Raw genomic sequence first — 24,088 nt, 5'->3', positions numbered from 1 at the left:
GATTCATTTGTGATATTTAGACAGGAAGGTGTCTTATGGAAAAAGAAGAAGTCTTTGTCATTGACGGCATGACTTGTGCAGCCTGCGCTGCGACTGTCGAAAATGCCGTCAGTAAAATAGATCATGTCGATTCAGCGGTTGTTAATCTGACAACTGAGAAAATGACTGTCCGTTATAATCCTGATTTGGTCAGTGAAGAGGAGATTGAAAAGGCAGTTGCTGATGCTGGATATGGAGCTAGTGTTTTTGATCCGGCAACGGCTAAAAGTCAATCTGAGCGTCAGAGCGAAGCTACTCAAAACATGTGGCATAAGTTCCTTTTATCCGCTTTGTTTGCAGTCCCACTTCTGTATCTGTCAATGGGAAGTATGATGGGACTGTGGGTGCCAGACGTCGTGAGCATGGATAGTCATCCGCTCGTTTTTGCTCTTGTCCAGTTAGTTTTGACTCTGCCAGTTATGTATTTGGGTCGTCGCTTTTATGTCAATGGCTTTCGTTCACTGATAAAAGGTCATCCTAATATGGATTCTTTAGTGGCTTTGGCAACCAGTGCTGCCTTTATTTATAGCCTTTACGGTGTTTATCATGTTGTCCTTGGGCATGCTCATCACGCACACATGTTGTATTTTGAATCAGTTGCAGTGATTTTAACCTTGATTACGCTTGGAAAGTATTTTGAAACTTTATCAAAAGGTCGTACATCTGATGCTATTCAAAAATTAGTGAAATTGTCCGCTAAAACCGCTACAGTCATTCGAGACGGTGAAGAAGAATCAGTTCCAATTGAGAATGTGGTTATCGGCGATATCCTTCTGGTAAAACCTGGTGAAAAAATCCCTGTTGATGGTCGAGTGGTTTCAGGACATTCAGCCATTGATGAATCAATGTTGACTGGAGAAAGCATTCCAGTCGAGAAAGTAGCTGATGACAAGGTGTTTGGTGCCTCAATTAATGGTCAAGGTTCTCTAACGATTCAGGCCGAAAGAGTCGGCGATGAGACGCTTCTAGCTCAAATCATCAAATTAGTAGAAGACGCGCAGCAGACTAAAGCACCAATTGCAAAAATCGCTGATAGAGTCGCCGGTGTTTTTGTTCCTGCTGTGATTACAATTGCGCTGGTTACGTTTGCTTTTTGGTATTTTGTCATGGGGGAAGGTTTTGTTTTTGCTCTCCAAGTTGCTATTGCAGTGCTCGTTATTGCCTGTCCTTGTGCACTTGGTCTTGCCACTCCAACAGCCATCATGGTCGGAACAGGACGTGGCGCTGAAAATGGTATCCTCTACAAACGTGGTGACGTTTTGGAAAATGCACACCACATTGACACCATGGTTTTTGACAAGACAGGAACTATCACTCAAGGAAAACCACAAGTCGTTGATGTTATCACTTACCATGGTGATGAGAAATCTCTACTTAGCAATGTTGCTTCTATTGAAAAATACTCAGAGCATCCACTGAGTCAAGCTATTGTGGAAAAAGCAGTCGCTGAAAAACTTGATTTTTCAGAAGTTGAAAATTTTACCTCTTTAACAGGACGAGGATTGCAAGGTGAAGTGGCTGGGGGGCAGACTTTCTATATTGGTAATCGCAGATTGATGGAAGAGTTGCAAGTCGACTTAAGTGCAAGTGAGGCTGCAGTGCTGGCTGCGACACAAAAAGGTCAGACTCCAATTTACATCTCGGAAAATCAACAACTACAAGGTGTGATGGCCGTGGCGGATTTGCTAAAAGTAGACAGTAAAGAGACCGTCGCAAAATTACAAAACAAGGGCATTGATGTGGTTTTGTTAACAGGGGATAATAGCAAAACAGCGCAAGCTATTGCCAAACAAGCAGGCATCAAAACAGTCATTAGCGAAGTTCTTCCAGACCAAAAATCGCACGCTATCAAGGATTTGCAAAGTCAAGGCAAACTGGTTGCGATGGTCGGTGACGGGATTAACGATGCACCAGCCTTAGCGGTAGCTGATATTGGGATTGCGGTTGGCTCAGGAACCGACATTGCCATTGAATCCGCAGATATTATTTTGATGAAACCAGAAATCTCTGATATTCTCAAAGCTCTAAGCATCAGCCATTTGACGATTAAAGTGGTTAAAGAAAATCTTTTCTGGGCATTTATCTACAATATTCTAGCTATTCCAGTTGCGATGGGGATCTTGTATCTTTTCGGTGGACCTTTACTCAATCCGATGATTGCAGGACTTGCTATGGGATTTAGCTCAGTTTCTGTTGTATTAAACGCTCTTCGCTTGAAATATATTAAACTAAAATAAAGGAGTTTCTCATGGAAAAAACATATGAAGTTACAGGTATGAAATGCCAGGGTTGTGTCACAAAAGTGACTGAAAAATTGTCAGCTGTTCCAGGTGTCAAATCTGTTAAAGTTGATCTGGAGAAAAAACAAGCAACCATCACAGGACACCCTTTTAAATTTCTCCTAAAACGTGCTCTCAAAGGAACAAAATTTGCACTCGGTCAAGAAATTAAATAAAGGATTTTGGTAAATTTTAGAAAAACAGGGCTTGCTCTGTTTTTTTGTTAGCCTAAAAATGATAAACTAGTCTAGTAAGAAAAAAATTAGTGTGGAATAAAAATGACAGTGAATGTTTGGGATTTATTAAGTATCATCGGCTCTATCGCCTTTGCACTTTCTGGAGCAATTGTTGCGATGGATGAAGATTTTGATATGCTTGGGATTTTTATCTTAGGTTTTGTGACAGCTTTTGGAGGCGGTGCCATTCGTAATCTTTTGATTGGTCTGCCTATTAGCGCTCTCTGGTCACAAAGTCAGTGCTTTTATTTTGCATTCGCAGCAATGCTATTTATCATGATTTTTCCAAATATCATTACCCACAAAGGTTGGAAAAAAGCAGAAGTTTTGACAGATGCGATTGGTCTTGCAGCATTTAGTGTTCAAGGGGCCATGTATGCTGTAAAACTTCATCAGCCTTTGAGTGCTGTGATTGTTGCAGCTGTTCTGACTGGTGCTGGTGGTGGTATCGTTCGTGATATTTTAGCTGGTCGAAAACCAAGTGTTTTGCGTAGTGAAGTTTATGCTGGCTGGGCTATCGTTGCAGCGCTAGCTATTTTCTTTAAAATCGTCCATAATGATCCAGGCTATTATTTGCTCGTTTTAGTTCTGACAATCTTACGTATGATAGGCTACTGGCGTCAGTGGCATTTGCCAAAAATTAAACGGAAGGTCATTAAAAATGATTAAATTAATTGCAATCGATTTAGACGGAACATTGCTCAATTCTGATAAAAAAATTCCTGAAGAAAATGTAAAAGCGATTCAAGCAGCAGCAAAAGCTGGTGTAAAAATCGTGCTTTGTACAGGACGTCCAAAATCAGGTATTCTTCCATTTTTTGAAAAATTGGGCTTAGATGATGAAGAATATATCATTATGAATAATGGTTGCTCAATTTATAATACAAAAAATTGGGAGCTTGTTTTTCATGCTCAAGTCACAAATGAAGAACTTGATACATTGAACGAAGCTATCGCTGATTACCCTGATGTGTGCCTAACATTGACTGGTGAAAAACATTATTATGCCGTAGGTAGCGAAGTTCCAGAATTGGTTCAATACGATGCAAGTCTTGTTTTTGACACAGCTATTGCTAAAAGTTTGGATGAGATGAAGGCACTTGATGAAACTATTTTCCAAGCCATGTACATGGCAAAAGCGCCACAGCTTGATTCTTTCCAAGCAGCAAAAGAAGAAGAGTTAGCAAAAGATTTTAGTGTCGTTCGTAGCCAGGAATACATCTTTGAAGCAATGCCTAAAGGCTATACAAAAGCAACAGCACTTAAAGCTTTGTCAGAAAAACTTGGCTTGTCGCAAGCAGAAGTTATGGCGTTAGGTGATGCAGCTAATGACCTTGAAATGTTAGCATTCGCTGATTACAGCGTTGCTATGGGAAATGCGACTGACGAAGTCAAAGCAATTTGTCGTTATGAAACAACAACTAATAATGAAGCAGGTGTTGCAAAAGCCATTTACGATTATGTGTTGAAATAAATAAAAAATCCGACCAGTTTGGTCGGATTTTGTCTTCTTATAAGAAAAGCGGTAAACCAATTGCTGCAACTTCTTCAGCAGGTGTGCGCATATCATCAGCCACCCAATTAGATAGGACTGAGATAATGGCATTACTCCAAAATGAGTTAGTGTAGTTTGAGTTATGTTTTTTCTTGAACCTTTGATAAGCTTTTAAGCGTTTAGAGACAATTCCTGTCAAGAGTTTTTCAAGGTGTTGTTCAAAGATAGCACAAAGGACTTGTGCCTCTTTTTTAGCTTCGTTCAAAATGAAAAGCCAAGCTTGGGAGAGTTGACTTTTCAAATCAAAGGCTTTAAGACCACGAAAAATTCGTCGAACGATTTGGGTTAGAATTGATTCTAATATAGCTTCTTTTGATTTGTAATTACGGTAGAAGGCGTTACGTGAGACTCCAGCTTTGGCAACGAGTTCTGAGATAGTAATTTGGTCCAAGGTTTTCTTTTCAAGAAGTAGCAAGAGTGCCGCTTCAAGGGACTCACGAGTCAATTTTCGTGATTCCTTATTTGAAACTTTTAAATTTTGCAAGGAATTTTTTGAAATTGTCTTTTCCGTCATGACAAAAACCTCGTACTTGTGACATCTGATTGTTTTTAGTGGCTAATGTAAGGGCATTAATGATATAATTTTAGGTGAAAATACTTTGTTTGTCAAATAAATTTTAATCTCAATGGATTGGAGGATATAGATATGAGTTGGAAAATTGTTGCAGATTCTGGATGTGATATTCGACAAATTGAAGGACTTGCTGAACACGTCGAATACAAAAATGTCCCACTTACAATTCAAATCGGTTCAGAAATCTTTGTAGATGATGAAGGCTTAGATGTTGCTAATATGATGAAAAAGATGTACGAAAGCCCAGTTTTATCAAAATCAAGTTGCCCAAGCCCAGATGCTTTCTTACAAGCCTATCAAGGTGCTGAAAATGTTATTGCTATTACAATCACTGGTAATCTTTCAGGAAGCCAAAATAGTGCCCAAGTTGCAAAACATATGCTTTTAGAAGAACACCCAAATGTGAATGTTCACATTATTGATTCTTTGTCAGCAGGAGGTGAAATCGATTTGATTGTTCTTGAATTGAGCCGCTTGATTGCAAAAGGACTAAGTTTTGACGAAGTAGTTGAGGCAATTACAGCTTACCAAGCTAAAACAAGACTCCTTTTTGTCCTTGCTCGTATTGATAATCTTGTTAAAAATGGTCGCTTGAGTAAACTTGTCGGGAAAGTTGTTGGACTTTTGAACATTCGTATGGTCGGTAAAGCAAGCGACGAAGGTAAGTTGGAACTCCTTCATAAGGTGCGTGGACAGAAAAAAGCTGTTCAAATAACTATCGATGAAATGCTTAAAGAAGGCTATCAAGGTGGTAAAGTTATGATTGCTCATGCCAATAATGAAAAAGCATGTCAGCAATTGACTGAAAAAATTAAAGAAAAATACCCACAAGCTGATGTCACATGCGTACCTGCATCAGGTTTATGTAGTTTCTATGGAGAAGACGGTGGTATTTTATTAGGGTACGAAACAGTGTAAGTCAATATAAAAGAGCATGAGTATCACTCATGCTCTTTTTTCGTTTGATTAAAGGAACTGTATTTAGCAATAGCAATCAATGTGGTGATTGTAATAAATACATCCATGATTAAAGCAGGGGATGCTTTGATAGTGAAGTCATAAAATGCCCAAAGTATCATATTTTCAACAGTAACCCAGCGGAGCCATTGCACTTTATCAGTTGCAAAAGAAACGATAGTATAAGATACTGAGGAAATTAATGGAAGCAATCCAATTAAGCCAAGGTTATTAAAGTAAGTTCCAGCTGAAACCTGTATTATCACCAAAAGAATGGTTGAATAGATTGAATCCCAATTTTTAATCATGAGTGTATTACGAATTATCGATACACTAATAGAAATGGCTCCTGTGTAGCCGCCAAGTAAAAAATTAGCAATCATCGTGAAGAAGTAATCCGACAATTGCCACATTAACATATGTTTTTTAGTTTTAGCAAAAGATGCGGCTGCTAAACATGTCGCACCAATCGCAGAAAAAATAAATCCGATTGACATCATTAATAGCTGTCATAAGTGTAATTACCATCGGTTACAACTGAAGAAGGAGTTTGAGTTGTGTCATTTGGATTAATAGTAGAACTGTCAGAGTTGTCTGAGCTATCTGATGCTACTGTTGTATCTTCAGTTTTGTTAACAGCAGCTGCAATAGCATTAGAAACAGCATCAAGACGTGCTTGAAGCTGATCTTTAGTTGCTTGGTCACCTACGGCGTCGATTGCAGCTTGGGCTGCATCAACATTCTGGCTTGTTTGTTCAGATTCTGCAGTTGCGACAGCAGATTCTGCGTTATTTCTATTAGTAAGCTCTGCAGAAACAGCATCTAATTGTGATTGCAAATCAGTCTTTTTAGCTTCATCAGAAAGTTTGTTAATAGCATCTTGTGCACTAGAAATGGCTTCGGCTGAAGGATTAGCTTGAGCTTCAGCTAGGAGAGCTTGTGCATTAGCTTCTAAATCTGCTTGGTTAGAAGATGAGCTAATTGATGTTTTAGGTTGTGAACTTGATGTGCTTGTATGTGTATTACCAAAGACAAAGTAAATTCCGCCTGCTAAGGCAATTAAAATAATACTTAAAATAAAATAAGTAACTTCACTTTTTGTTGCTTTCACGAGAGCTCCTTTTTTAAAATTATTTAATATTATGTGATGATGAAGTCGCATCACACTGAAAAGTAGACTAGATTAGTAGTATTTATTGAAACACAGCGTCTTTTCATATTATAACATATAAATGGCAGCACGTTAATCTTTTTTCTAAAAACTCCTCGAATTTTTAGTTTTTCATCATTTAAGCTTATAAAAAATTTGAAAAATAATTTAGGACTAGCTTTCTTAGAGGAGTGATATTATTTCAAAACGTTATCAATTTAGAAAAAAGCTTTAAAAAATACTTGTCTGTTTACGTTGAATACATTAAAATGGAAATATCGGGTTTTTTCTCGGTAAAATTATAGTATTTGAGGACAAGACTGTGTCAGTAAATTGGCAAGAAATTGCTTTTGGTTTTTTTGGAGGTCTAGGACTCTTTCTCTTTAGTATTAAATACATGGGAGACGGTCTGCAACAAGCAGCGGGAGACAGACTTCGTTTTTATATCGACAAATATACAAGTAATCCTTTCTTAGGAATTCTTGTTGGTTTAGCCATGTCAGCTCTAATCCAATCAAGTTCAGGGGTAACAGTTATTACTGTTGGTTTGGTATCAGCAGGACTTTTAAACTTGAGACAAGCGATTGGTATTGTCATGGGTGCCAATATCGGGACGACTGTTACGTCTTTTCTGATTGGTTTTAATTTGGGTGATTATGCCCTTCCGATGATTTTTATCGGTGCTGCTTTGTTGTTCTTTACGTCAAATCGACGTTTAAACAATATCGGACGTATCATTTTTGGTGTTGGAGGAATTTTCTTCTCACTAAACATTATGGGTGATGCGATGGCTCCATTAAAATCTGTTCCAGCCTTTCAGGATTATTTAGCAACCTTAGGTGACAAACCAATTATGGGTGTTTTGATTGGGACTGGCTTAACTATGCTTATCCAATCATCAGCAGCAATCATTGGTATTTTACAAGGATTGTATGCTGGTCATTTACTTGATCTTCAAGGGGCAATTCCAATCCTTTTGGGAAGTAATATCGGTACTTGTATCACAGCCGTGCTTGCAGCGATTGGTTCTAACATCGCAGCAAAACGAGTGGCTGGAGTTCACGTTCTTTTCAACGTTGTTGGAACAGTGCTCTTTATGGTTCTATTGGTGCCATTTACTAGCTTAATGCAGTGGATGGAAGTTCATTTCAATTTAACACCAGCCATGACAGTTGCCTTTGCACATGGTACTTTTAATATTACAAATACCATTTTGCTCTTCCCATTTATCGGAACTTTGGCATTTGTTGTGACAAAATTAATTCCTGGTGAAGATGAAGCTGTTAAATACAAAGCTATTTACCTCGATAGGATCATTCTTAAACAAGCGCCAGCTATTGCCCTTGGTAACGCTAAAAAGCAATTGATTCACTTGGGTGCTTTTGCAACGCAAGCTTTTGAAGCAGCATTCTTATTTGTTGAAACATGTAATGAAAAATATGCTGATAAAACGCAAAAATTTGAGGATACAATTAATAATGTCGATGAAGAATTGACAAAATACTTAATTGATATTTCAAGTGAACAATTGAATCAGCACGAAAGTGAAATTTTATCAAGTATTTTAGATTCATCACGTGATTTAGAACGTATTGGAGATCACAGTATTAGCCTAGTTCACTTGATGGAACATAATATTTCAAAAGATATTACCTTCTCACGATCAGCTGTTCAAGAAATCGATAAACTTTATCATGAAACACATCGTATGATTTTGGATTCATTGAAAGTTATCATTGATAATGACCTTGAATTGGCAGGAGAGTTGGTTGAACGTCATAAAGAAATTGCGCATTTGGAACGTCGCATCCGCAAAAATCACATTAAACGTATGAACAATGGTGAATGTACACCGCTTGCTGGTATTAACTTTATCGATCTTATTACACCATGTACACGCATCACCGACCACGCTTTAAACTTGGTCGAAAAAGTTATTGAAAATCAAATTTAATCATAAATCTAGTACCTTTGAGAAATTTTCTCAAGGGTATTTTTTAATACCAATTTTGAATTGGTATAAATTTGGTATATACCATTTACAAAAAAGCGCTTTTATTTTATAATGTGTCATGGAGGCAATTCAAATGACAAAATACATAAAAGCAGATGAATTTTACTATCCTTACCATGTAAAAGGTGCGGGTTACCTTGCTATTGAAAATGGTCGTTTCGGTGATTGGCAAGAAGAAGCACCACATGGCGCAGAAATTATAGATTATACAGGTTTTAGTGTGGCACCTGGCTTAGTAGACACACATATTCACGGCTTTGCTGGTGTTGATGTGATGGATAACACCCAAGAAGCTTTCGAAACGATGAGTAAAGCACTTTTAGGAGCTGGGGTGACAAGCTTCTTGCCAACTGCCCTGACAGCATCTTTTGAAACACTTGATGATATTTGTCGTACGGCAGCTGATTTTGCAGGTCAAGAAAGTGGAGCACGTATTCAAGGATTGTTCTTTGAGGGGCCATATTTCACAGAGAAATATAAAGGGGCTCAAAATCCATCTTACATGCGAAATCCATCTACAGCTGAACTAGATCAATGGCTTGAAAGTTCAAAAGGACTATTGAAAAAAATAGCTTTAGCACCTGAACGTGATGAGGTAGAAGACTTTATCAATTATGCAAATGATAAAAATGTGATTGTGGCTCTTGGACACTCTGATGCGACATATAATCAAGCCGCAAAAGCAGTGGAAGCGGGAGCTTCTGTCTGGGTGCATGCCTATAATGGCATGCGTGGACTTAATCACCGTGAACCAGGTATGGTTGGTGCAGTTTATGAAATGCCAAATACTTATGCTGAGCTGATTTGTGATGGTCATCATGTTCATCCATCGGCTTGTGACATTTTGATGCACCAAAAAGATCATGAACACGTGGTTTTGATTACTGACTGTATGAGTGCTGGTGGTCTTGAAGATGGTGACTACATGCTGGGTGAATTTCCTGTGACTGTTGAAAAAGGAACCGCACGCTTGAAATCAAATGGAGCTCTTGCTGGTTCAATCCTTCAATTGAAAGATGCTGTTAAAAATGTTGTGAATTGGGGAATTGCTTCAAAAGCACAAGCTATTAGCATGGCGAGTCTTGCAGCAGCTATTTCGGTTGGCATTGACGATAAATGTGGTCAGATTAAAAAAGGACACAAAGCTGATTTTATCATTTTGGATAAAGATCTTGATCTTCGAGCAACTTATCTTGGCGGACAAGAGGCTTGGAAAGCTTAGAAGATACAAAAAAGTTGGATTTACAGCAGTGGATTCAGCTTTTTTGATATTTACTAGACACTCAAATACATTTGTGCTAGAATAGCTGGTAAAGAGAGAAAGCCTCATGGTGTTTCTTAGCGAGTCCGAGGTGGTGGAAGTCGGATGAAACTGAAATGAGTCGCTGGCGCTTTCGCTTAGCTAGGCTAAGTTAAAATCAGATAAATGAAGTAATAAAATAGGGTGGAACCGCGTTTTAACGCCCCTTATGAGGTATCATATGGGTGTGTTGGCGGTTCTTTTATTATGGAAACGGCTGACTTCCGGATGATACTTTGCTAAACTAAGTTAAAAAAATAAGGAGTAGATGTATGTCTAAAAAATTGACTTTCCAAGAGATTATTTTGACTTTGCAACAATTTTGGAATGACCAAGGTTGTATGTTAATGCAAGCTTACGATAATGAAAAAGGTGCTGGTACAATGAGCCCTTACACATTCCTTCGTGCTATTGGTCCAGAACCATGGAATGCAGCTTACGTAGAACCATCACGTCGTCCAGCAGATGGTCGTTATGGTGAAAACCCTAACCGTCTTTACCAACACCACCAATTCCAAGTTGTTATGAAACCATCTCCATCAAACATTCAAGAGCTTTACCTTGAATCATTGGAACGTTTGGGAATCAATACTTTGGAACACGATATTCGTTTCGTTGAAGATAACTGGGAAAACCCATCAACTGGTTCAGCTGGTCTTGGTTGGGAAGTTTGGCTTGACGGTATGGAAATCACTCAATTCACTTACTTCCAACAAGTTGGTGGTTTGCAAACTGGTCCTGTAACATCAGAAGTTACTTACGGTCTTGAACGTTTGGCATCTTACATCCAAGAAGTTGATTCTGTTTATGATATTGAATGGGCTCCAGGTGTTAAATACGGTGAAATCTTCCTTCAACCAGAATTTGAACACTCAAAATACTCATTTGAAATTTCTAACCAAGATATGCTTCTTGAAAACTTTGAAAAATTTGAAACAGAAGCAAAACGTTGCTTGGAAGAAAACTTGGTTCACCCAGCTTACGACTACGTTTTGAAATGTTCACACACATTCAACTTGCTTGATGCGCGTGGTGCAGTTTCTGTAACAGAACGTGCTGGTTACATTGCTCGTATCCGTAACTTGGCTCGTGTCGTTGCGAAAACATTTGTGGCTGAACGTAAACGTCTTGGTTACCCATTGCTTGACGAAGTAACACGTGAAAAACTTTTGAAGGAGGATGCTGAATAATGGCTAAAAATTTACTTGTAGAACTTGGTTTAGAAGAATTACCAGCTTATGTTGTTACTCCAAGTGAAAAACAACTTGGTGACCGCATGGCAGCATTTTTGAAAGAAAAACGTTTGGCATTTGAAGGCATTCAAACTTTCTCAACTCCACGTCGTTTGGCTGTACGTGTTCTTGGTCTTGCTGATGCGCAAACTGATTTAACAGAAGATTTTAAAGGTCCTTCTAAGAAAATTGCATTGGATGCTGATGGTAACTTTACAAAAGCTGCACAAGGTTTTGTACGTGGTAAAGGTTTGACAACTGATGACATCGAATTCCGCGAAGTCAAAGGTGAAGAGTATGTTTACGTTACAAAACATGAAACAGGAAAAGCTGCTAAAGAAGTTCTTGTAGACATTCCAGAAATCTTGTCAGCAATGACTTTCCCAGTAAACATGCACTGGGCAAACAACACATTTGAATATATCCGTCCAGTCCACACATTGACTGTCCTTCTTGATGATGAAGCTCTTGACCTTGATTTCTTAGATATTCACTCAGGTCGTGTGAGCCGTGGTCACCGTTTCCTTGGTCATGAAACAGAAATTGCTAGCGCTGATTCATACGAAGAAGATTTGCGTAAAGTCTTTGTTATCGCAGATGCTAAAGAACGTCAAGATATGATTGTTAACCAAATCAAAGCCATCGAAAAAGCTGAAAACGTTCGTGTTGAAATCGATGACGAATTGCTTAACGAAGTTCTTAACTTGGTTGAATACCCAACTGCTTTCATGGGTAGCTTCGATACGAAATATCTTGAAGTTCCAGAAGAAGTGCTCGTTACTTCAATGAAAAACCACCAACGTTACTTCGTTGTTCGTGACCTTGATGGCAATTTGATGCCAAACTTCATCTCAGTTCGTAACGGTAACGAAAAACACATCGAAAACGTCATTAAAGGTAATGAGAAAGTTCTTGTTGCTCGTTTGGAAGATGGAGAATTCTTCTGGCGTGAAGACCAAAAACTTAAAATTGCTGACCTTGTTGCTAAACTTGACAACGTTACATTCCACGAAAAAATTGGTTCACTTTCAGAACATATGAGCCGTAGCAAAGTGATTGCTACTTACCTTGCTGAAAAAGCTGGCGCTTCTGCTGAAGAAAGCAAAGCACTTGCACGCGCTGCTGAAATCTACAAATTTGACCTATTGACTAGTATGGTTGGTGAATTTGACGAATTGCAAGGTATCATGGGTGAAAAATATGCCCTTCTTGCAGGTGAAGATGCCGCAGTAGCTATAGCTATTCGTGAACACTACCTTCCAAATTCAGCTGAAGGTAACCTTCCAGAAACTAAAGTTGGTGCTCTTTTGGCACTTGCTGATAAATTAGATACAATCTTGTCATTCTTCTCAGTTGGTTTGATTCCATCAGGTTCAAACGACCCATACGCTCTTCGTCGTGCGACAGCTGGTGTGGTTCGTATCATGGACGCATTTGGATTGAAAATTCCAATGGACGAATTGATTGATAACTTGTATGCTTTGTCATTTGACAGCTTGACTTATGAACACAAGGCAGAAGTTATGGACTTCATCCGTGCTCGTGTTGAAAAAATGATGAGCAAATCAGTTTCTAAAGACATTAAAGAAGCCGTTCTTGCTAGTTCAAACTTTGTTGTTGCTGAAATGCTTGAAGCTGCTGATGCTCTTGTTGAAGCAAGCAAAGCAGAAGGTTACAAAGCAGCAGTTGAAAGTCTTTCACGTGTCTTCAATCTTGCTGAAAAAGCACAAGAAGGTGTAGCAGTTGATGCAAGCTTGTTTGAAAATGACGAAGAAAAAGCTTTGGCACAAGCTGCAGCGGACTTAAACTTGGCTGGCTCTGCTAGTGATAAATTGGCACAACTATTTGTACTAAGTTCAGTTATTGACAAATTCTTTGACAATACAATGGTTATGGTAGATAATGAAGCTGTCAAAAACAATCGCTTAGCTATCCTTGCAGAATTGACAGCAAAAGCAAGCAGCGTTGCCGCATTTAACAAATTGAATACCAAATAAGCTTAAGAAATCTACTCTTTGAGTAAATTTCTGACTTATATCAGACTTTATGAGAAGTTTTGGTAAATTATAGAAAGGAATAACGTTTCAAATATTATTTGGACGTTTGGTGAGTCTTACTCATGAATGAAAAAAAGATTCAACGTATTAATGAACTTGCACGTAAGAAAAAAACAGTTGGCTTGACTGGTGCAGAAAAAGTTGAACAAGCTAAATTGCGTAAAGAGTATATCAAGGGTTATCGTCATTCACTTCTTCACCACATCGCAGGTATTAAAATTGTCGATGAAAAAGGAAATGATTTAACTCCTGAAAAACTCCGTCAATTGCAACGTGAACGTGGTTTGCATGGTCGCAGTCTTGACGATCCAAATTCATAAAAAACATAAAGCTCAGCTATAAATGCTGGGCTTTATTGTTTGGGAAAATGTTTACAAAAAACCAAATAATAATTTAATTTAAAAAGTCAAGTATTTTATGTTATAATAGAATCCGAACAATAATACTTTAAGTCCTTAAAAGCAGAAAGGTTTCACTCATGACATTTGATACTATTGATCAATTGGCAGTTAACACTGTCCGCACTCTCTCAATTGATGCCATTCAGGCAGCCAATTCTGGCCACCCAGGTCTTCCAATGGGAGCTGCACCTATGGCTTATGTTCTTTGGAATCATGTAATGAACGTTAATCCAAAAACAAGCCGCTCTTGGTCTAACCGAGATCGTTTCGTACTATCTGCAGGTCACGGTTCTGCACTTTTATATAGTCTTCTTCACCTATCAGGTTACGATGTGACTATTGATGATTTGAAAAACTTCCGTCAATGGGGTTCAAAAACACCAGGTCACCCAGAAGTAAACCACACAGATGGTGTTGAAGCAACAACTGGCCCTCTTGGTCAAGGTATTGCTAATGCTGTCGGTATGGCAATGGCAGAAGCACACTTAGCTGCAAAATTCAACAAACCTGGTTTTAATATTGTTGACCACTACACCTACGCTTTGCATGGTGATGGATGCTTGATGGAAGGTGTCAGCCAAGAAGCAGCAAGTCTTGCAGGTCACTTAAAACTTGGTAAATTGGTTCTTCTTTATGATTCAAATGACATCTCACTTGATGGTTCAACATCAAAAGCTTTCACAGAAGATATCAAAGGTAAATTTGAAGCTTACGGTTGGCAACACATTCTAGTTAAAGATGGTAACGACCTTGAAGCAATTGCTAAAGCTATTGAAGAAGCAAAAGCTGAAACAGAGAAACCATCTATCATTGAAGTTAAAACAATCATTGGTTTTGGTGCCGAAAACCAAGGTACATCAGCTGTTCACGGTGCCCCTCTTGGTGTTGACGGAATTGCTTACGCTAAAAAATCTTATGGTTGGGAATATCCAGAATTCACAGTTCCAGAAGAAGTTGCAAAACGTTTCGAAGTTGGTATTAAATTCCGTGGTGAAGCTGCTCAAAACGCATGGGAAACTAAATTCCGTGAATACGAAGCTGCTTACCCAGAACTAGCTGCTGAATACAAAGCTGCATTTGCTAACAAACCAGTTGACGTAAAACTTGAAGACTTTGAAATCGGAACTAGCCTTGCTAGCCGTTCATCAAGCCAACAAGCTATCCAACAAATCTCAGCACAAGTTCCATCATTCTGGGGTGGTTCAGCTGACCTTTCTGCATCAAATAATACAATGGTCAAAGTAGAATCTGATTTCCAACCAGATAACTACCTTGGTCGCAACATCTGGTTTGGTGTGCGTGAATTTGCCATGGCAGCTGCTATGAATGGTATTGCCCTTCACGGTGGTACTCGTGTTTACGGTGGTACATTCTTCGTATTCTCTAACTACCTACTTCCAGCTGTTCGTATGGCTGCTCTTCAACAATTACCAACTGTTTATGTCATGACTCACGACTCAATCGCCGTCGGTGAAGATGGTCCAACTCACGAACCAGTTGAACAATTGGCTAGCGTTCGTTCTATGCCAAACCTTAACGTTATTCGTCCAGCTGATGGTAACGAAACAAACGCTGCATGGAAACGTGCTCTTGCTGAAACTGATCGTCCAACAATGCTCATCTTGACACGTCAAAATCTTCCTGTTCTGGAAGGAACAAAAGAATTGGCAGCAGAAGGTGTGAACAAAGGTGCTTACATCCTTTCAGAAGCTAAAGGTGACCTTGACGGTATCCTTATTGCTACTGGTTCTGAAGTGAAATTAGCTCTTGATACTCAAGCTGCTTTGGAAGCAAAAGGTGTTCATGTTCGTGTGGTTTCAATGCCAGCACAAAACATCTTTGACGAACAAGACGCTGCTTATAAAGAAAGCATTCTTCCAACTAACGTCACAAAACGTTTGGCTATCGAAGCTGGTTCTAGCTTTGGCTGGGGCAAATACGTTGGTCTCCAAGGTAAAACTCTTACAATCGATACTTGGGGCGCATCTGCACCAGGCAATAAAATCTTTGAAGAATACGGCTTCACAGTTGATAACGCTGTAAATCTTTACGAATCATTGTAATTAATAACTAACTGAAACCCTCCTTGTTTTCAAGGAGGGTTTTTATAATTATTTGACAAATGATAGCTGAAAAGTTAAGATAGAATAAAAATATTTTTGTGTTGCTTTAATAGTACAAATAAAATTTTAGGGGGATTTTATGGAAGAGAAGTGCAGTGAATTATACAAAGCAATTAGGAATGCTTATGAAGATATGACCATTCGTGAAGATAACGATTTGTCAAAAATCTTACTTTCTGCGTCAAATGAGGTGATTAGGTCTGGAGATGCTGGGTTGAGCGCTCTTCACCTTGACCGTCAGTTAAATCTGTATAGTATAAGGCATGATTTTTCGCTACCAAAAGGGGTAAAATCATTAAAACAGTTGACACAGGAATTTGCTGCGGATTACCGAAAGAGCAAAGAAGTTTCAAAATGGATAAAACCATTGTTGGGAGAGTAGGGAAAGGAGATGCAGATGATTCGATTTGATCATGTTTCAAAGTTGTATGGTGATAAGGAAGCACTAAGTGATGTCAATATGACCATTGCTAATGGCGAAATTTTTGGCTTGATTGGGCATAATGGTGCAGGAAAAACAACGACGATTAGCATTTTAACGTCAATCATTGAAGCGAGCTATGGTGAGGTATATGTTGATGAGTTACCTCTTTCTGAGCACCGTGATGATATCAAAAAACGCATTGGTTACGTGCCTGATTCACCTGATATTTTCCTGAACTTAACGGCGATAGAATACTGGTATTTTTTAGCTAAAATTTATGACGTTGATGATAAGCTCACTGATGAACGGATTGAACGATTGTCACATTTGTTTGATATTGCGGAGAATATCAATGATTTGATTGATAGTTTTTCACACGGTATGCGTCAAAAAGTGATTCTTATTGGTGCTCTGATATCAAATCCAGATATTTGGATTTTAGATGAACCTTTGACAGGGCTTGACCCACAAGCATCGTTTGATTTGAAAGAAATGATGAAAGAGCACGCGCGTGGTGGCAATACGGTTCTTTTCTCAACACATGTTCTTGCTGTTGCGGAGCAACTTTGTGACCGTATTGGAATTTTAAAAGATGGCAAGTTGATTTTTATCGGAACCTTAGATGACTTAAAAGCTAATCACCCTGATAAAGATTTGGAAACAATCTATCTTGAATTAGCAGGGCGTAAAGTGCAAGAGGAGGGCTAGGCGTATGAATTGGTCAACAGTTTGGGAGTTAACCAAGATTAATATCCTCTATTCTAGCCCACAGTCTGTCACGGCGGCAAAGCGAAAACAAGAACGTAAACCAAGCAAAGGTTTTTCAGCTTATAAGAGTGTGATGCGTCAGCAAATTCTCCTCAGCCTTTTGTTTGCGGTTATTTACATTTCTATGTATGCTAACATTGATTTTCGTTATTTCCCAGGGTATTTCTCTTTTTACATAGCGATTTTCTTTATCATGGCAACTCTAAATGCTTTTTCAGCCATGTATAGCATTTTTTATGAGAGCGATGATGTTCGGCTTTATGCACATTTGCCGATTAAATCGAGTGAACTTTATATGGCAAAAGTGATTTCCAGTTTTGGTATGGGCATTACATTTTTAATGCCACTCTTGTCCTTGTTTTTTATCGCTTACTGGCAAATAGCAGGGCTTGTACTAGCGATTCCGTTGACAATTATCCTCTTTTTTGTTCTGTTTGCGGCTGTGATTTTGTTGGCACTTTATCTTAATAGTTTTGTGGGAAAAATCATTCTTCGAAGTCAGCACCGAAAAATCGTCTCGACTGTTCTCATGTCTATTTCAACGATTGGAGCAGTCGGTGCCATTCTTTACATGAATGTTATCAACAGTCAAAACATGACTTATGATAATGTTACCCTTGCAGACCATACTGTTTTACCCTATTTTCGTGGTTTTTATGACGTGGCAAAAGCACCATTTCAATCAGCGACTGTTCTTAATTTTTGGCTACCTTTGTTAGTGTTGATGATTTTAACAGTTGGGGTTGTCAAATGGTTGATGCCAACGTATTACAAAGAAGTTCTTTATGCTAAGCCTAAATCTAAGCCGAAACAAAAAGTATCGTCAGCATCTCAAAAAGCGTTGAAAGGTAAATCGTTGAAAACGATGATGATTCGTCATCATATGTCAACGTTACAAAATGCGACCTTACTGACACAAACTTATCTATTGCCTTTGATTTATGTGGTGATTTTTATCACACCGAGTGTGACAAATGGGGTTAGTTTGGCTGAAGTGCCGAATGATTATTTTGGTGTGGCAATGCTTATCGGAATTGTTTTGGGAAGTTTTTGTAGCACGCCAAGCTCATTTGTTGGGGTTGGGATTTCATTAGAAAAAGAAAATCTGACTTTTTTTAAAGCTCTACCAATCAATTTCAAGGATTTTCTTGTTCAAAAATTTTTAACGCTGGTAGGACTCCAAGCACTTGTTCCAGCTATCATTTATTTATTAGTGGGCTTGATTGTCTTAAAAGCACCGATAGTGTTGGTCATTTTCTTTATCCTAGGACTTCTTGCGAGTATCTTGCTTCAGGGGCAACTTATGTATCGCCGTGATTTTAAATTTCTTGATTTAAAATGGCAAGATGTGACCCAACTTTTTAACCGTCACGCAGGACAATGGCTGACTCTCGCTATTATCCTAATCGCCTTAGTAGTAGGTGGAAGTCTGGGGGCAGGCACATTTTTACTCGGAGCTCTACTCAAAGATGTTTTGTTGGCGAATGTTTTGTTTGCAATACTGGCTGTTTTGATAGGAATCGCTTCTCAAATAGTGATTTACCACACATTTTGGAAAAAGTTATAAAAAACTCTCCCCAAGTTATTTTGAGGAGAGTTTAGGAGCGGAATTTTTCCGCTTTTTTTATTTCTCTAATTCTAAAATCAAATCACCAGTTTGGCTAAATTGATTGTTGTGTTTAATGATTTGATTATAATTAGAACCGTTTGTAATGATGACCATTGTTTGGCTAGAGTAGCCAGCGTTTTCAATAGCTACTTTATCAAATGAACTTAATTTGTCACCTTTTGTGACGGAATCTCCTTGCTTAACGAAGGCTTTAGATCCTTCTCCGTTGAGATCTACGTATTGATACCAATATGAATGAGAATCTCTGCTCCCTTGTCTGAGACAAGTCTAATAGCATGTTTAGTTGGAAAGAGACTTGCGATAGTACCATCAAATGGGGCATAGACATCAGTTGTTTCTGGTAAGATAACAACACCGTCTCCCATAACTTTTGATGCAAAGACTTCATCTTCAGCTTTTTCAATAGGGAGAACTTCACCAGTCAATGGAGACATGACTTCTTGACCTGTAATGACAGGAGCTTGTGTTGTATCAAGGTTGTCAGTAGTTTCTTCTTTTTCGAAGTGTTTGGCAAGGACAAAGGTAATAATAGCAGTTGAAATGATGCTAATGACAATAGCAATGATAATATTGTAAAAATAAGTCATTGTGTTATTACCAATATAGAGAAGAACTGCTGGAAGTCCAGAAGAACCAGTCGCAAATCGGTGAGCATGTGTTAAACCAGCATAAAGTCCACCAAGTCCTCCACCAATCATTGAAGCAATCAATGGGTAGCGTTTGGGTAGATTAACACCATAAAGAAGAGGTTCGGTAATTCCCAGGTAAGCTGTGATAGAACCAGGAATAGCTGTTTCTTTGGTTGTTTTATCCTTTGTTACGAAAGCAACGACTGCACCAGCTGTTGCTTGTGCCATATTTGAACAGACACACCCAGGACCAAAGATTGAGTCATAACCTAGTTGAGACATTTGCATGATTCCAAGTGGGGCAACACCGTTATGGATACCAAACATCACCATAATCGGTAAGAATGTTCCAATGATTAAAGCAGGTGCCCAGCTTGCATTTTCTGCTAAGAATGTGAAAACGGTAGCTAAGTAATTTCCGACAATGGCTCCAATTGGCCCAAGAACTGAGAAGGCTAATGTTCCCATGATAAGGAAAGTTAGCATTGGAACAAAAACAATATTGATTGATTTTGGAATGTGTTTGTTTAAGAATTTCTCAACATAAGATTGGACAAAAATGATGAGAATAACAGGGATAACACTTGAACCATAACTTGCTAGTGTAAATGGAATGACGTTAAAGAAGTTGACAGCGTCTCCAGCAGCCACAAGCGCCGACCAATTTGGGTGTAAAAGCATGGCAGCGACACCTGCAGTTAAAATAGGGTTACATTTGAGTTTTTGTGCCTGAGTAAAGGCAATGAGAATTAGTAAGAAGTAAAATACACCATCTGCAAATACATTAAGCATGTAATAGGTTTGTGAATCAGTGGTGATGACATTGAAAACGACAAGAAGTGCTAAAACAGCTTTTACCATACCAGCCCCAGAGAGTGCGGGGATGATTGCTTGGAAAGTTCCTGCGACAAAATCGATGTTAGTATCAAAAATGCCTTTTTTCTCTTGGGTAGTAGTATCTTGTGATATTTCAACGAGCTTTTCAATTTCTTCAAAGACATCTGCAACGTGTGTTCCGATGACGATTTGGTATTGTCCAGCATTGATAATAACCTTTGTTACGCCGTCGAGCTTTTCAAGGTCTTCGGTGTCAGCTTTTAGGTTACCAACAAGCGTAAAGCGTAGTCGTGTTTGACAATGATAAACGTTAGCAACATTTTCTTTACCACCAACTAAGGCAATAATTTGGGTAGCCAATGTTTGATATTCTTTTGACATAATCTTGTCTCCCTTTTGTTTTTTTCGAGATAAGATTATCACAGCAAAAAAAGCCCTTTCAAGACTTAGGAAAGGAGATGGAAAAAGGTTTCATTTTCATAAATGGTAGCGATTTAAAAATGAAATTTTATTTCAAGTTATATATGCTTATCTTGACGTCCAGTTTCTAGGAGCTCTGCCATTTTTTGTTTATAAGATAGATTTATTTCATAGTCTAATGAAAAATAAGTAGCGTAGAGAATATTGAGAATGAATAAGATTGACTCTTCTGAAGCAAAGCCTGAAATTTTTCCAACGATTTGCTCTCGTCCAGAAATCGGAAGCGTGAAGTCACAAAATTGTGCCAATAGTGATTTTTCTTGGCTGGTGATAGCAAGTGTTGTCACGTCGCAATCGCTAAGATGTTCCAGTAAATGATGTGGAAATTGAACAATTTGACCAGAGTAGGAAATCAAAACAGCTAAATCTTCAGATGTTAAGGATAGCGAAGTCAAGCCCATTTCGTCATTACGTGGAACTTCAATGATTTTCCCAACACCAGCCATACGTCGTCGGAAAACTTCGGCTAAAATATTATTAGGACTGATACCAAAAATGGCGACACGTTTTGCTTTTTTGATGGAATAGGCCGCTTGTGTTAGTAGAGCAGCATCTAGTAGAGCTAAGCAATCCTCAATACTTGCTATTTGAAGTTGTGCAATCTTTCTTGCTAAGGTCAGATTATCATCGTTTTTTGGTAAAGGGAACATCTGGGTCAACATCAGAAAAATAATGATTCTCTTGATGAATTTCTTCCATTAGAGGTACTAAAAATTCATTTTAACCAGAAAATCCCAAAGATTTAGCAAAGCGAACTAAAGACGATTTTGAAATATACGATTGATTTTGAATATCATCTAATGTTAAATGAGCTAAGTCTGTTTTATGAGTCAAAATAAAGTTTGCAATGTCTTTTTTGGAATCTTTACGTGTCTGAGCTAGATCCTCAATATCTTGTAATAGTGTCATAAAAAATTCTTTCTGATGAAATTTTGTTTTAGCTTTTTCTAGTTAACTTAATTTAAAATGAAACCTTTTGCCAAGTCGTTTTGGACTCATTGAAGTCGTTTTCCAGGAATGCTAAAGTAATTTTAAAATATTATAACATGCGGAGGGAGAAAATGGTTTTATCAGAAAATTTTTTATGGGGCGGTGCTACGGCAGCCAATCAAGCTGAAGGTGGTGTCTTAGAAGGTGGTCGTGGCTGGTCAAATGTTGATTTATTACCTATTGGAAAAGACAGAGCCACAATTTCTAGTGGTGAAATAGAACATTTAGAGTGGGATGATAATCATTTTTATCCTGCCAAAGAAGCTATTGACATGTACCATCATTATAAAGACGATATTAAATTATTTGCAGAGCTTGGTTTCAAGGTTTATCGTATATCAATTTCGTGGACTCGTATTTTTCCAAATAGAGATGATGAGATGCCAAATCAGGCAGGACTTGATTTCTACCGTGATATTTTTGAAGAATTGAAAAATATGGTATTGAACCTCTTGTGACTTTGGAACATTTTGATGTACCAGTCAGTTTAATAAAACGTTATGGTGGTTGGCGTGACCGTCATTTAGTAGATGCCTATGTCCGTTATGCGCAAACGGTTATGACAGCTTACAAAGGTTTGGTCAACTATTGGTTGACATTTAATGAAATTAATATACTGATTCATAGTCCCTTTGTAGGTGGTGGGCTTATTTTTAAAGAAGGAGATAATAAGAAACAACTCATGTATCAAGCAGCTCATCATCAATTAGTCGCTTCAAGTTTGGTGACAAAGATAGCACATGATATTGATTCGGAGAATCAGGTTGGGTGTATGTTGGCAGGTGGTATGCATTATCCTTATTCATGTCGTCCAGAAGATTACAAGGAAACCATTGATAGTGATCGTAAGAATTACTTCTTTATTGATGTTCAAGCACGAGGATATTATCCAAATTACGCGAAAAAATGTTTGAACGTGAAAAGATTGAGTTGGAAATATTAGATGGGGACCTTGAGTGTTTAAAAAATACTGTTGATTTTGTTTCTTTCTCTTATTATTCCTCTCGTACGGTCAGTGGATTTGAAGAAGATTATGAAACCACTACAGGAAACCTTTTCCGTTCAATAAAAAATCCTAATTTAGAATCAACAGAATGGAGCTGGCAAATTGATCCATTAGGTTTACGTAATGCTTTGAATCAGCTTTATGATCGTTATCAAAAGCCATTATTCATTGTTGAAAATGGTCTTGGTGCTAAGGACGTCCCTGATGAAAACGGGTATGTGGCAGATGATTATCGTATTGATTATATGCGCAAGTATATTATTGCTTTAAAAGATGCTGTTGAAATCGATGGTGTTGAGTTAATGGGCTACACCAGCTGGGGCTGTATTGATTTGATTTCAGTCAGTACAGGTCAAATGAGTAAACGTTACGGTTTTATCTATGTTGACCGAGATGACGTAGACCAGGGCACTTTACGTAGCAGTAAGAAAAAATCATTTGACTGGTTTAAACAAGTCATTGCTTCAAATGGTGAGAATCTTTAGCTAGTTTTAATCTTCTAAGAGAAAAATATCTAAAAAAAAACATTTTTCTTGACTAAAGGCTGATAAAAAACAGTTCTTCGGACTATTTTTTAGTGTATAATAAGCGTATGAAACGTAATTTTGAATCAGTAAAACGTATAGTTATAAAAATCGGGACAAGTTCGCTTGTCATGCCAAATGGCAAAATTAATCTTGAAAAAATCGATCAACTAGCTTTTGTCATCTCTAGTTTGATGAACAAGGGGTTAGAAGTAGTCTTGGTGTCATCAGGTGCCATGGGATTTGGTCTTAATGTCTTAAACATGGACAAACGTCCGACAGAAATTGCACGTCAACAAGCAGTTTCAAGTGTTGGTCAAGTTGCCATGATGAGTTTATATTCACAAATCTTCTCACACTATCAGACAGAAGTTAGCCAGCTTTTGATTACACGTGATGTTATCGAATATCCTGAAAGTTTGACAAATTTCACTAACGCTTTTGAGACTCTTCTTTCAATGGGAATTGTGCCAATTGTTAATGAAAATGATGCTATCAGTGTTGATGAAATGGATCACACGACAAAATTTGGAGATAACGACCGCTTGTCAGCTATCGTTGCTAAAGTGACTAAAGCAGATTTGTTAATCATGTTGTCAGATATTGATGGTCTTTATGATAAAAATCCAAATGTCTATGATGATGCTAAACTTCGTGAACATGTCAGCGAAATCACTGATGAAATCATCAAGTCAGCTGGTGGTGCTGGAAGTCGATTTGGTACAGGTGGCATGCTTAGCAAGATCAAGAGTGCCCAGATGGTTTTTGACAACAATAGTCAAATGATTTTGATGAATGGCGCTAACCCACGTGACATTTTACGTGCTTTAGAAGGTGCAAATATCGGAACGTGGTTTTCACAATCTAAATAATAAAGGAGGCT

Annotated in this window: 20 protein-coding genes and 2 pseudogenes; 16 read left to right on the top strand and 6 right to left on the bottom strand. The window is 38.2% G+C overall.

All coding sequences use genetic code 11. The annotated features are described in order from the left end of the window. Positions 1–35: 35 nt before the first annotated feature. The 4 genes from HMPREF0819_RS07250 (at position 36) to HMPREF0819_RS07235 (ending at position 4,028) form a co-directional block, all read left to right on the top strand. Entirely contained in the window at positions 36–2,276 is a 2,241-nt protein-coding gene (locus HMPREF0819_RS07250; protein ID WP_003067442.1) for a heavy metal translocating P-type ATPase, read from the top strand. Between the two features lie 11 nt (positions 2,277–2,287). Continuing rightward, positions 2,288–2,494 carry a heavy-metal-associated domain-containing protein gene (locus tag HMPREF0819_RS07245; protein WP_003067440.1) on the top strand — a complete coding sequence of 69 codons (207 nt, stop codon included), beginning with the start codon at positions 2,288–2,290 and terminating at the stop codon, positions 2,492–2,494. Between the two features lie 102 nt (positions 2,495–2,596). Continuing rightward, on the top strand, positions 2,597–3,223 hold the full coding sequence (locus HMPREF0819_RS07240; protein ID WP_003067438.1) for a trimeric intracellular cation channel family protein: 627 nt from the start codon (positions 2,597–2,599) through the stop codon (positions 3,221–3,223). Next, positions 3,216–4,028 (top strand): Cof-type HAD-IIB family hydrolase, encoded by an 813-nt coding sequence (locus HMPREF0819_RS07235; protein WP_003067436.1) that lies wholly within the window; start codon positions 3,216–3,218, stop codon positions 4,026–4,028. Before HMPREF0819_RS07240 ends, HMPREF0819_RS07235 begins: the two co-directional genes overlap by 8 nt. 37 nt (positions 4,029–4,065) lie before the next feature. Here the strand turns inward: HMPREF0819_RS07235 and HMPREF0819_RS07230 are convergent, their stop codons facing one another. Then, complete coding sequence (locus HMPREF0819_RS07230; protein ID WP_003067434.1) at positions 4,066–4,623, bottom strand: TetR/AcrR family transcriptional regulator; 558 nt, start codon at positions 4,621–4,623, stop codon at positions 4,066–4,068. A gap of 132 nt (positions 4,624–4,755) precedes the next feature. Here HMPREF0819_RS07230 and HMPREF0819_RS07225 point away from each other — a divergent pair, with 132 nt between their 5' ends. Next, positions 4,756–5,601 (top strand): DegV family protein, encoded by an 846-nt coding sequence (locus tag HMPREF0819_RS07225; protein ID WP_003067432.1) that lies wholly within the window; start codon positions 4,756–4,758, stop codon positions 5,599–5,601. Positions 5,602–5,624: 23 nt separating this feature from the next. On the opposite strand, the gene HMPREF0819_RS07220 is transcribed toward HMPREF0819_RS07225, so the two are convergent. After that, complete coding sequence (locus HMPREF0819_RS07220; RefSeq protein WP_044023461.1) at positions 5,625–6,137, bottom strand: YgjV family protein; 513 nt, start codon at positions 6,135–6,137, stop codon at positions 5,625–5,627. Positions 6,138–6,139: 2 nt separating this feature from the next. Further along, the gene (locus tag HMPREF0819_RS07215; RefSeq protein WP_044023449.1) at positions 6,140–6,751 is read right to left on the bottom strand and encodes a hypothetical protein; all 612 of its coding nucleotides are present in this window, start codon (positions 6,749–6,751) and stop codon (positions 6,140–6,142) included. Between the two features lie 361 nt (positions 6,752–7,112). On the opposite strand from HMPREF0819_RS07215, the gene HMPREF0819_RS07210 reads away from it, so the two are divergent. The 9 genes from HMPREF0819_RS07210 to HMPREF0819_RS07170 all read left to right on the top strand — a co-directional run bounded on the left by HMPREF0819_RS07210 (position 7,113) and on the right by HMPREF0819_RS07170 (position 18,676). Then, positions 7,113–8,744 carry a Na/Pi cotransporter family protein gene (locus HMPREF0819_RS07210; protein ID WP_003067426.1) on the top strand — a complete coding sequence of 544 codons (1,632 nt, stop codon included), beginning with the start codon at positions 7,113–7,115 and terminating at the stop codon, positions 8,742–8,744. Positions 8,745–8,877: 133 nt separating this feature from the next. Continuing rightward, entirely contained in the window at positions 8,878–10,026 is a 1,149-nt protein-coding gene (gene nagA, locus HMPREF0819_RS07205; protein WP_044023448.1) for an N-acetylglucosamine-6-phosphate deacetylase, read from the top strand. Between the two features lie 350 nt (positions 10,027–10,376). Next, complete coding sequence (glyQ, locus tag HMPREF0819_RS07200; protein WP_003067420.1) at positions 10,377–11,294, top strand: glycine--tRNA ligase subunit alpha; 918 nt, start codon at positions 10,377–10,379, stop codon at positions 11,292–11,294. Continuing rightward, entirely contained in the window at positions 11,294–13,333 is a 2,040-nt protein-coding gene (glyS, locus tag HMPREF0819_RS07195) for a glycine--tRNA ligase subunit beta (protein ID WP_003067417.1), read from the top strand. Before glyQ ends, glyS begins: the two co-directional genes overlap by 1 nt. 122 nt (positions 13,334–13,455) lie before the next feature. Further along, positions 13,456–13,713, top strand: a complete 258-nt coding sequence (locus tag HMPREF0819_RS07190) for a DUF896 family protein (protein ID WP_003067414.1) — start codon at positions 13,456–13,458, stop codon at positions 13,711–13,713. A gap of 158 nt (positions 13,714–13,871) precedes the next feature. Beyond that, positions 13,872–15,857: a transketolase gene (tkt, locus tag HMPREF0819_RS07185; RefSeq protein WP_003067411.1), complete on the top strand. Its 1,986-nt coding sequence runs from the start codon at positions 13,872–13,874 to the stop codon at positions 15,855–15,857. A 139-nt stretch (positions 15,858–15,996) separates the two neighbouring features. Further along, positions 15,997–16,299 (top strand): bacteriocin immunity protein, encoded by a 303-nt coding sequence (locus tag HMPREF0819_RS07180; protein WP_003067407.1) that lies wholly within the window; start codon positions 15,997–15,999, stop codon positions 16,297–16,299. Between the two features lie 15 nt (positions 16,300–16,314). Then, positions 16,315–17,049, top strand: a complete 735-nt coding sequence (locus HMPREF0819_RS07175; protein ID WP_044023447.1) for an ABC transporter ATP-binding protein — start codon at positions 16,315–16,317, stop codon at positions 17,047–17,049. A gap of 4 nt (positions 17,050–17,053) precedes the next feature. Further along, positions 17,054–18,676 carry a hypothetical protein gene (locus HMPREF0819_RS07170; RefSeq protein ID WP_003067402.1) on the top strand — a complete coding sequence of 541 codons (1,623 nt, stop codon included), beginning with the start codon at positions 17,054–17,056 and terminating at the stop codon, positions 18,674–18,676. 57 nt (positions 18,677–18,733) lie between these two features. Here HMPREF0819_RS07170 and HMPREF0819_RS07165 read toward each other — a convergent pair. From HMPREF0819_RS07165 to HMPREF0819_RS09420, 3 genes and pseudogenes are all read right to left on the bottom strand, one after another. Continuing rightward, positions 18,734–20,586: pseudogene (locus tag HMPREF0819_RS07165) on the bottom strand (beta-glucoside-specific PTS transporter subunit IIABC). A 137-nt stretch (positions 20,587–20,723) separates the two neighbouring features. After that, on the bottom strand, positions 20,724–21,335 hold the full coding sequence (locus HMPREF0819_RS09425; protein WP_237393059.1) for a MurR/RpiR family transcriptional regulator: 612 nt from the start codon (positions 21,333–21,335) through the stop codon (positions 20,724–20,726). A gap of 70 nt (positions 21,336–21,405) precedes the next feature. Further along, positions 21,406–21,594: a MurR/RpiR family transcriptional regulator gene (locus HMPREF0819_RS09420; protein WP_003067396.1), complete on the bottom strand. Its 189-nt coding sequence runs from the start codon at positions 21,592–21,594 to the stop codon at positions 21,406–21,408. A gap of 152 nt (positions 21,595–21,746) precedes the next feature. On the opposite strand from HMPREF0819_RS09420, the pseudogene HMPREF0819_RS07155 reads away from it, so the two are divergent. Both HMPREF0819_RS07155 and proB read left to right on the top strand, forming a co-directional pair. After that, positions 21,747–23,166, top strand: a pseudogene (locus HMPREF0819_RS07155) (6-phospho-beta-glucosidase). Between the two features lie 107 nt (positions 23,167–23,273). Further along, positions 23,274–24,077 carry a glutamate 5-kinase gene (gene proB, locus HMPREF0819_RS07150; protein ID WP_003067391.1) on the top strand — a complete coding sequence of 268 codons (804 nt, stop codon included), beginning with the start codon at positions 23,274–23,276 and terminating at the stop codon, positions 24,075–24,077. Positions 24,078–24,088: the final 11 nt, after the last annotated feature.

The sequence above is a fragment of the Streptococcus equinus ATCC 9812 genome (genome assembly GCF_000187265.1).
GTDB classification, from domain to species: Bacteria; Bacillota; Bacilli; order Lactobacillales; family Streptococcaceae; genus Streptococcus; species Streptococcus equinus.
The sequence above is the reverse complement of the archived record's forward strand: the minus strand, read 5'-3'. Positions and strand labels throughout refer to the sequence as shown.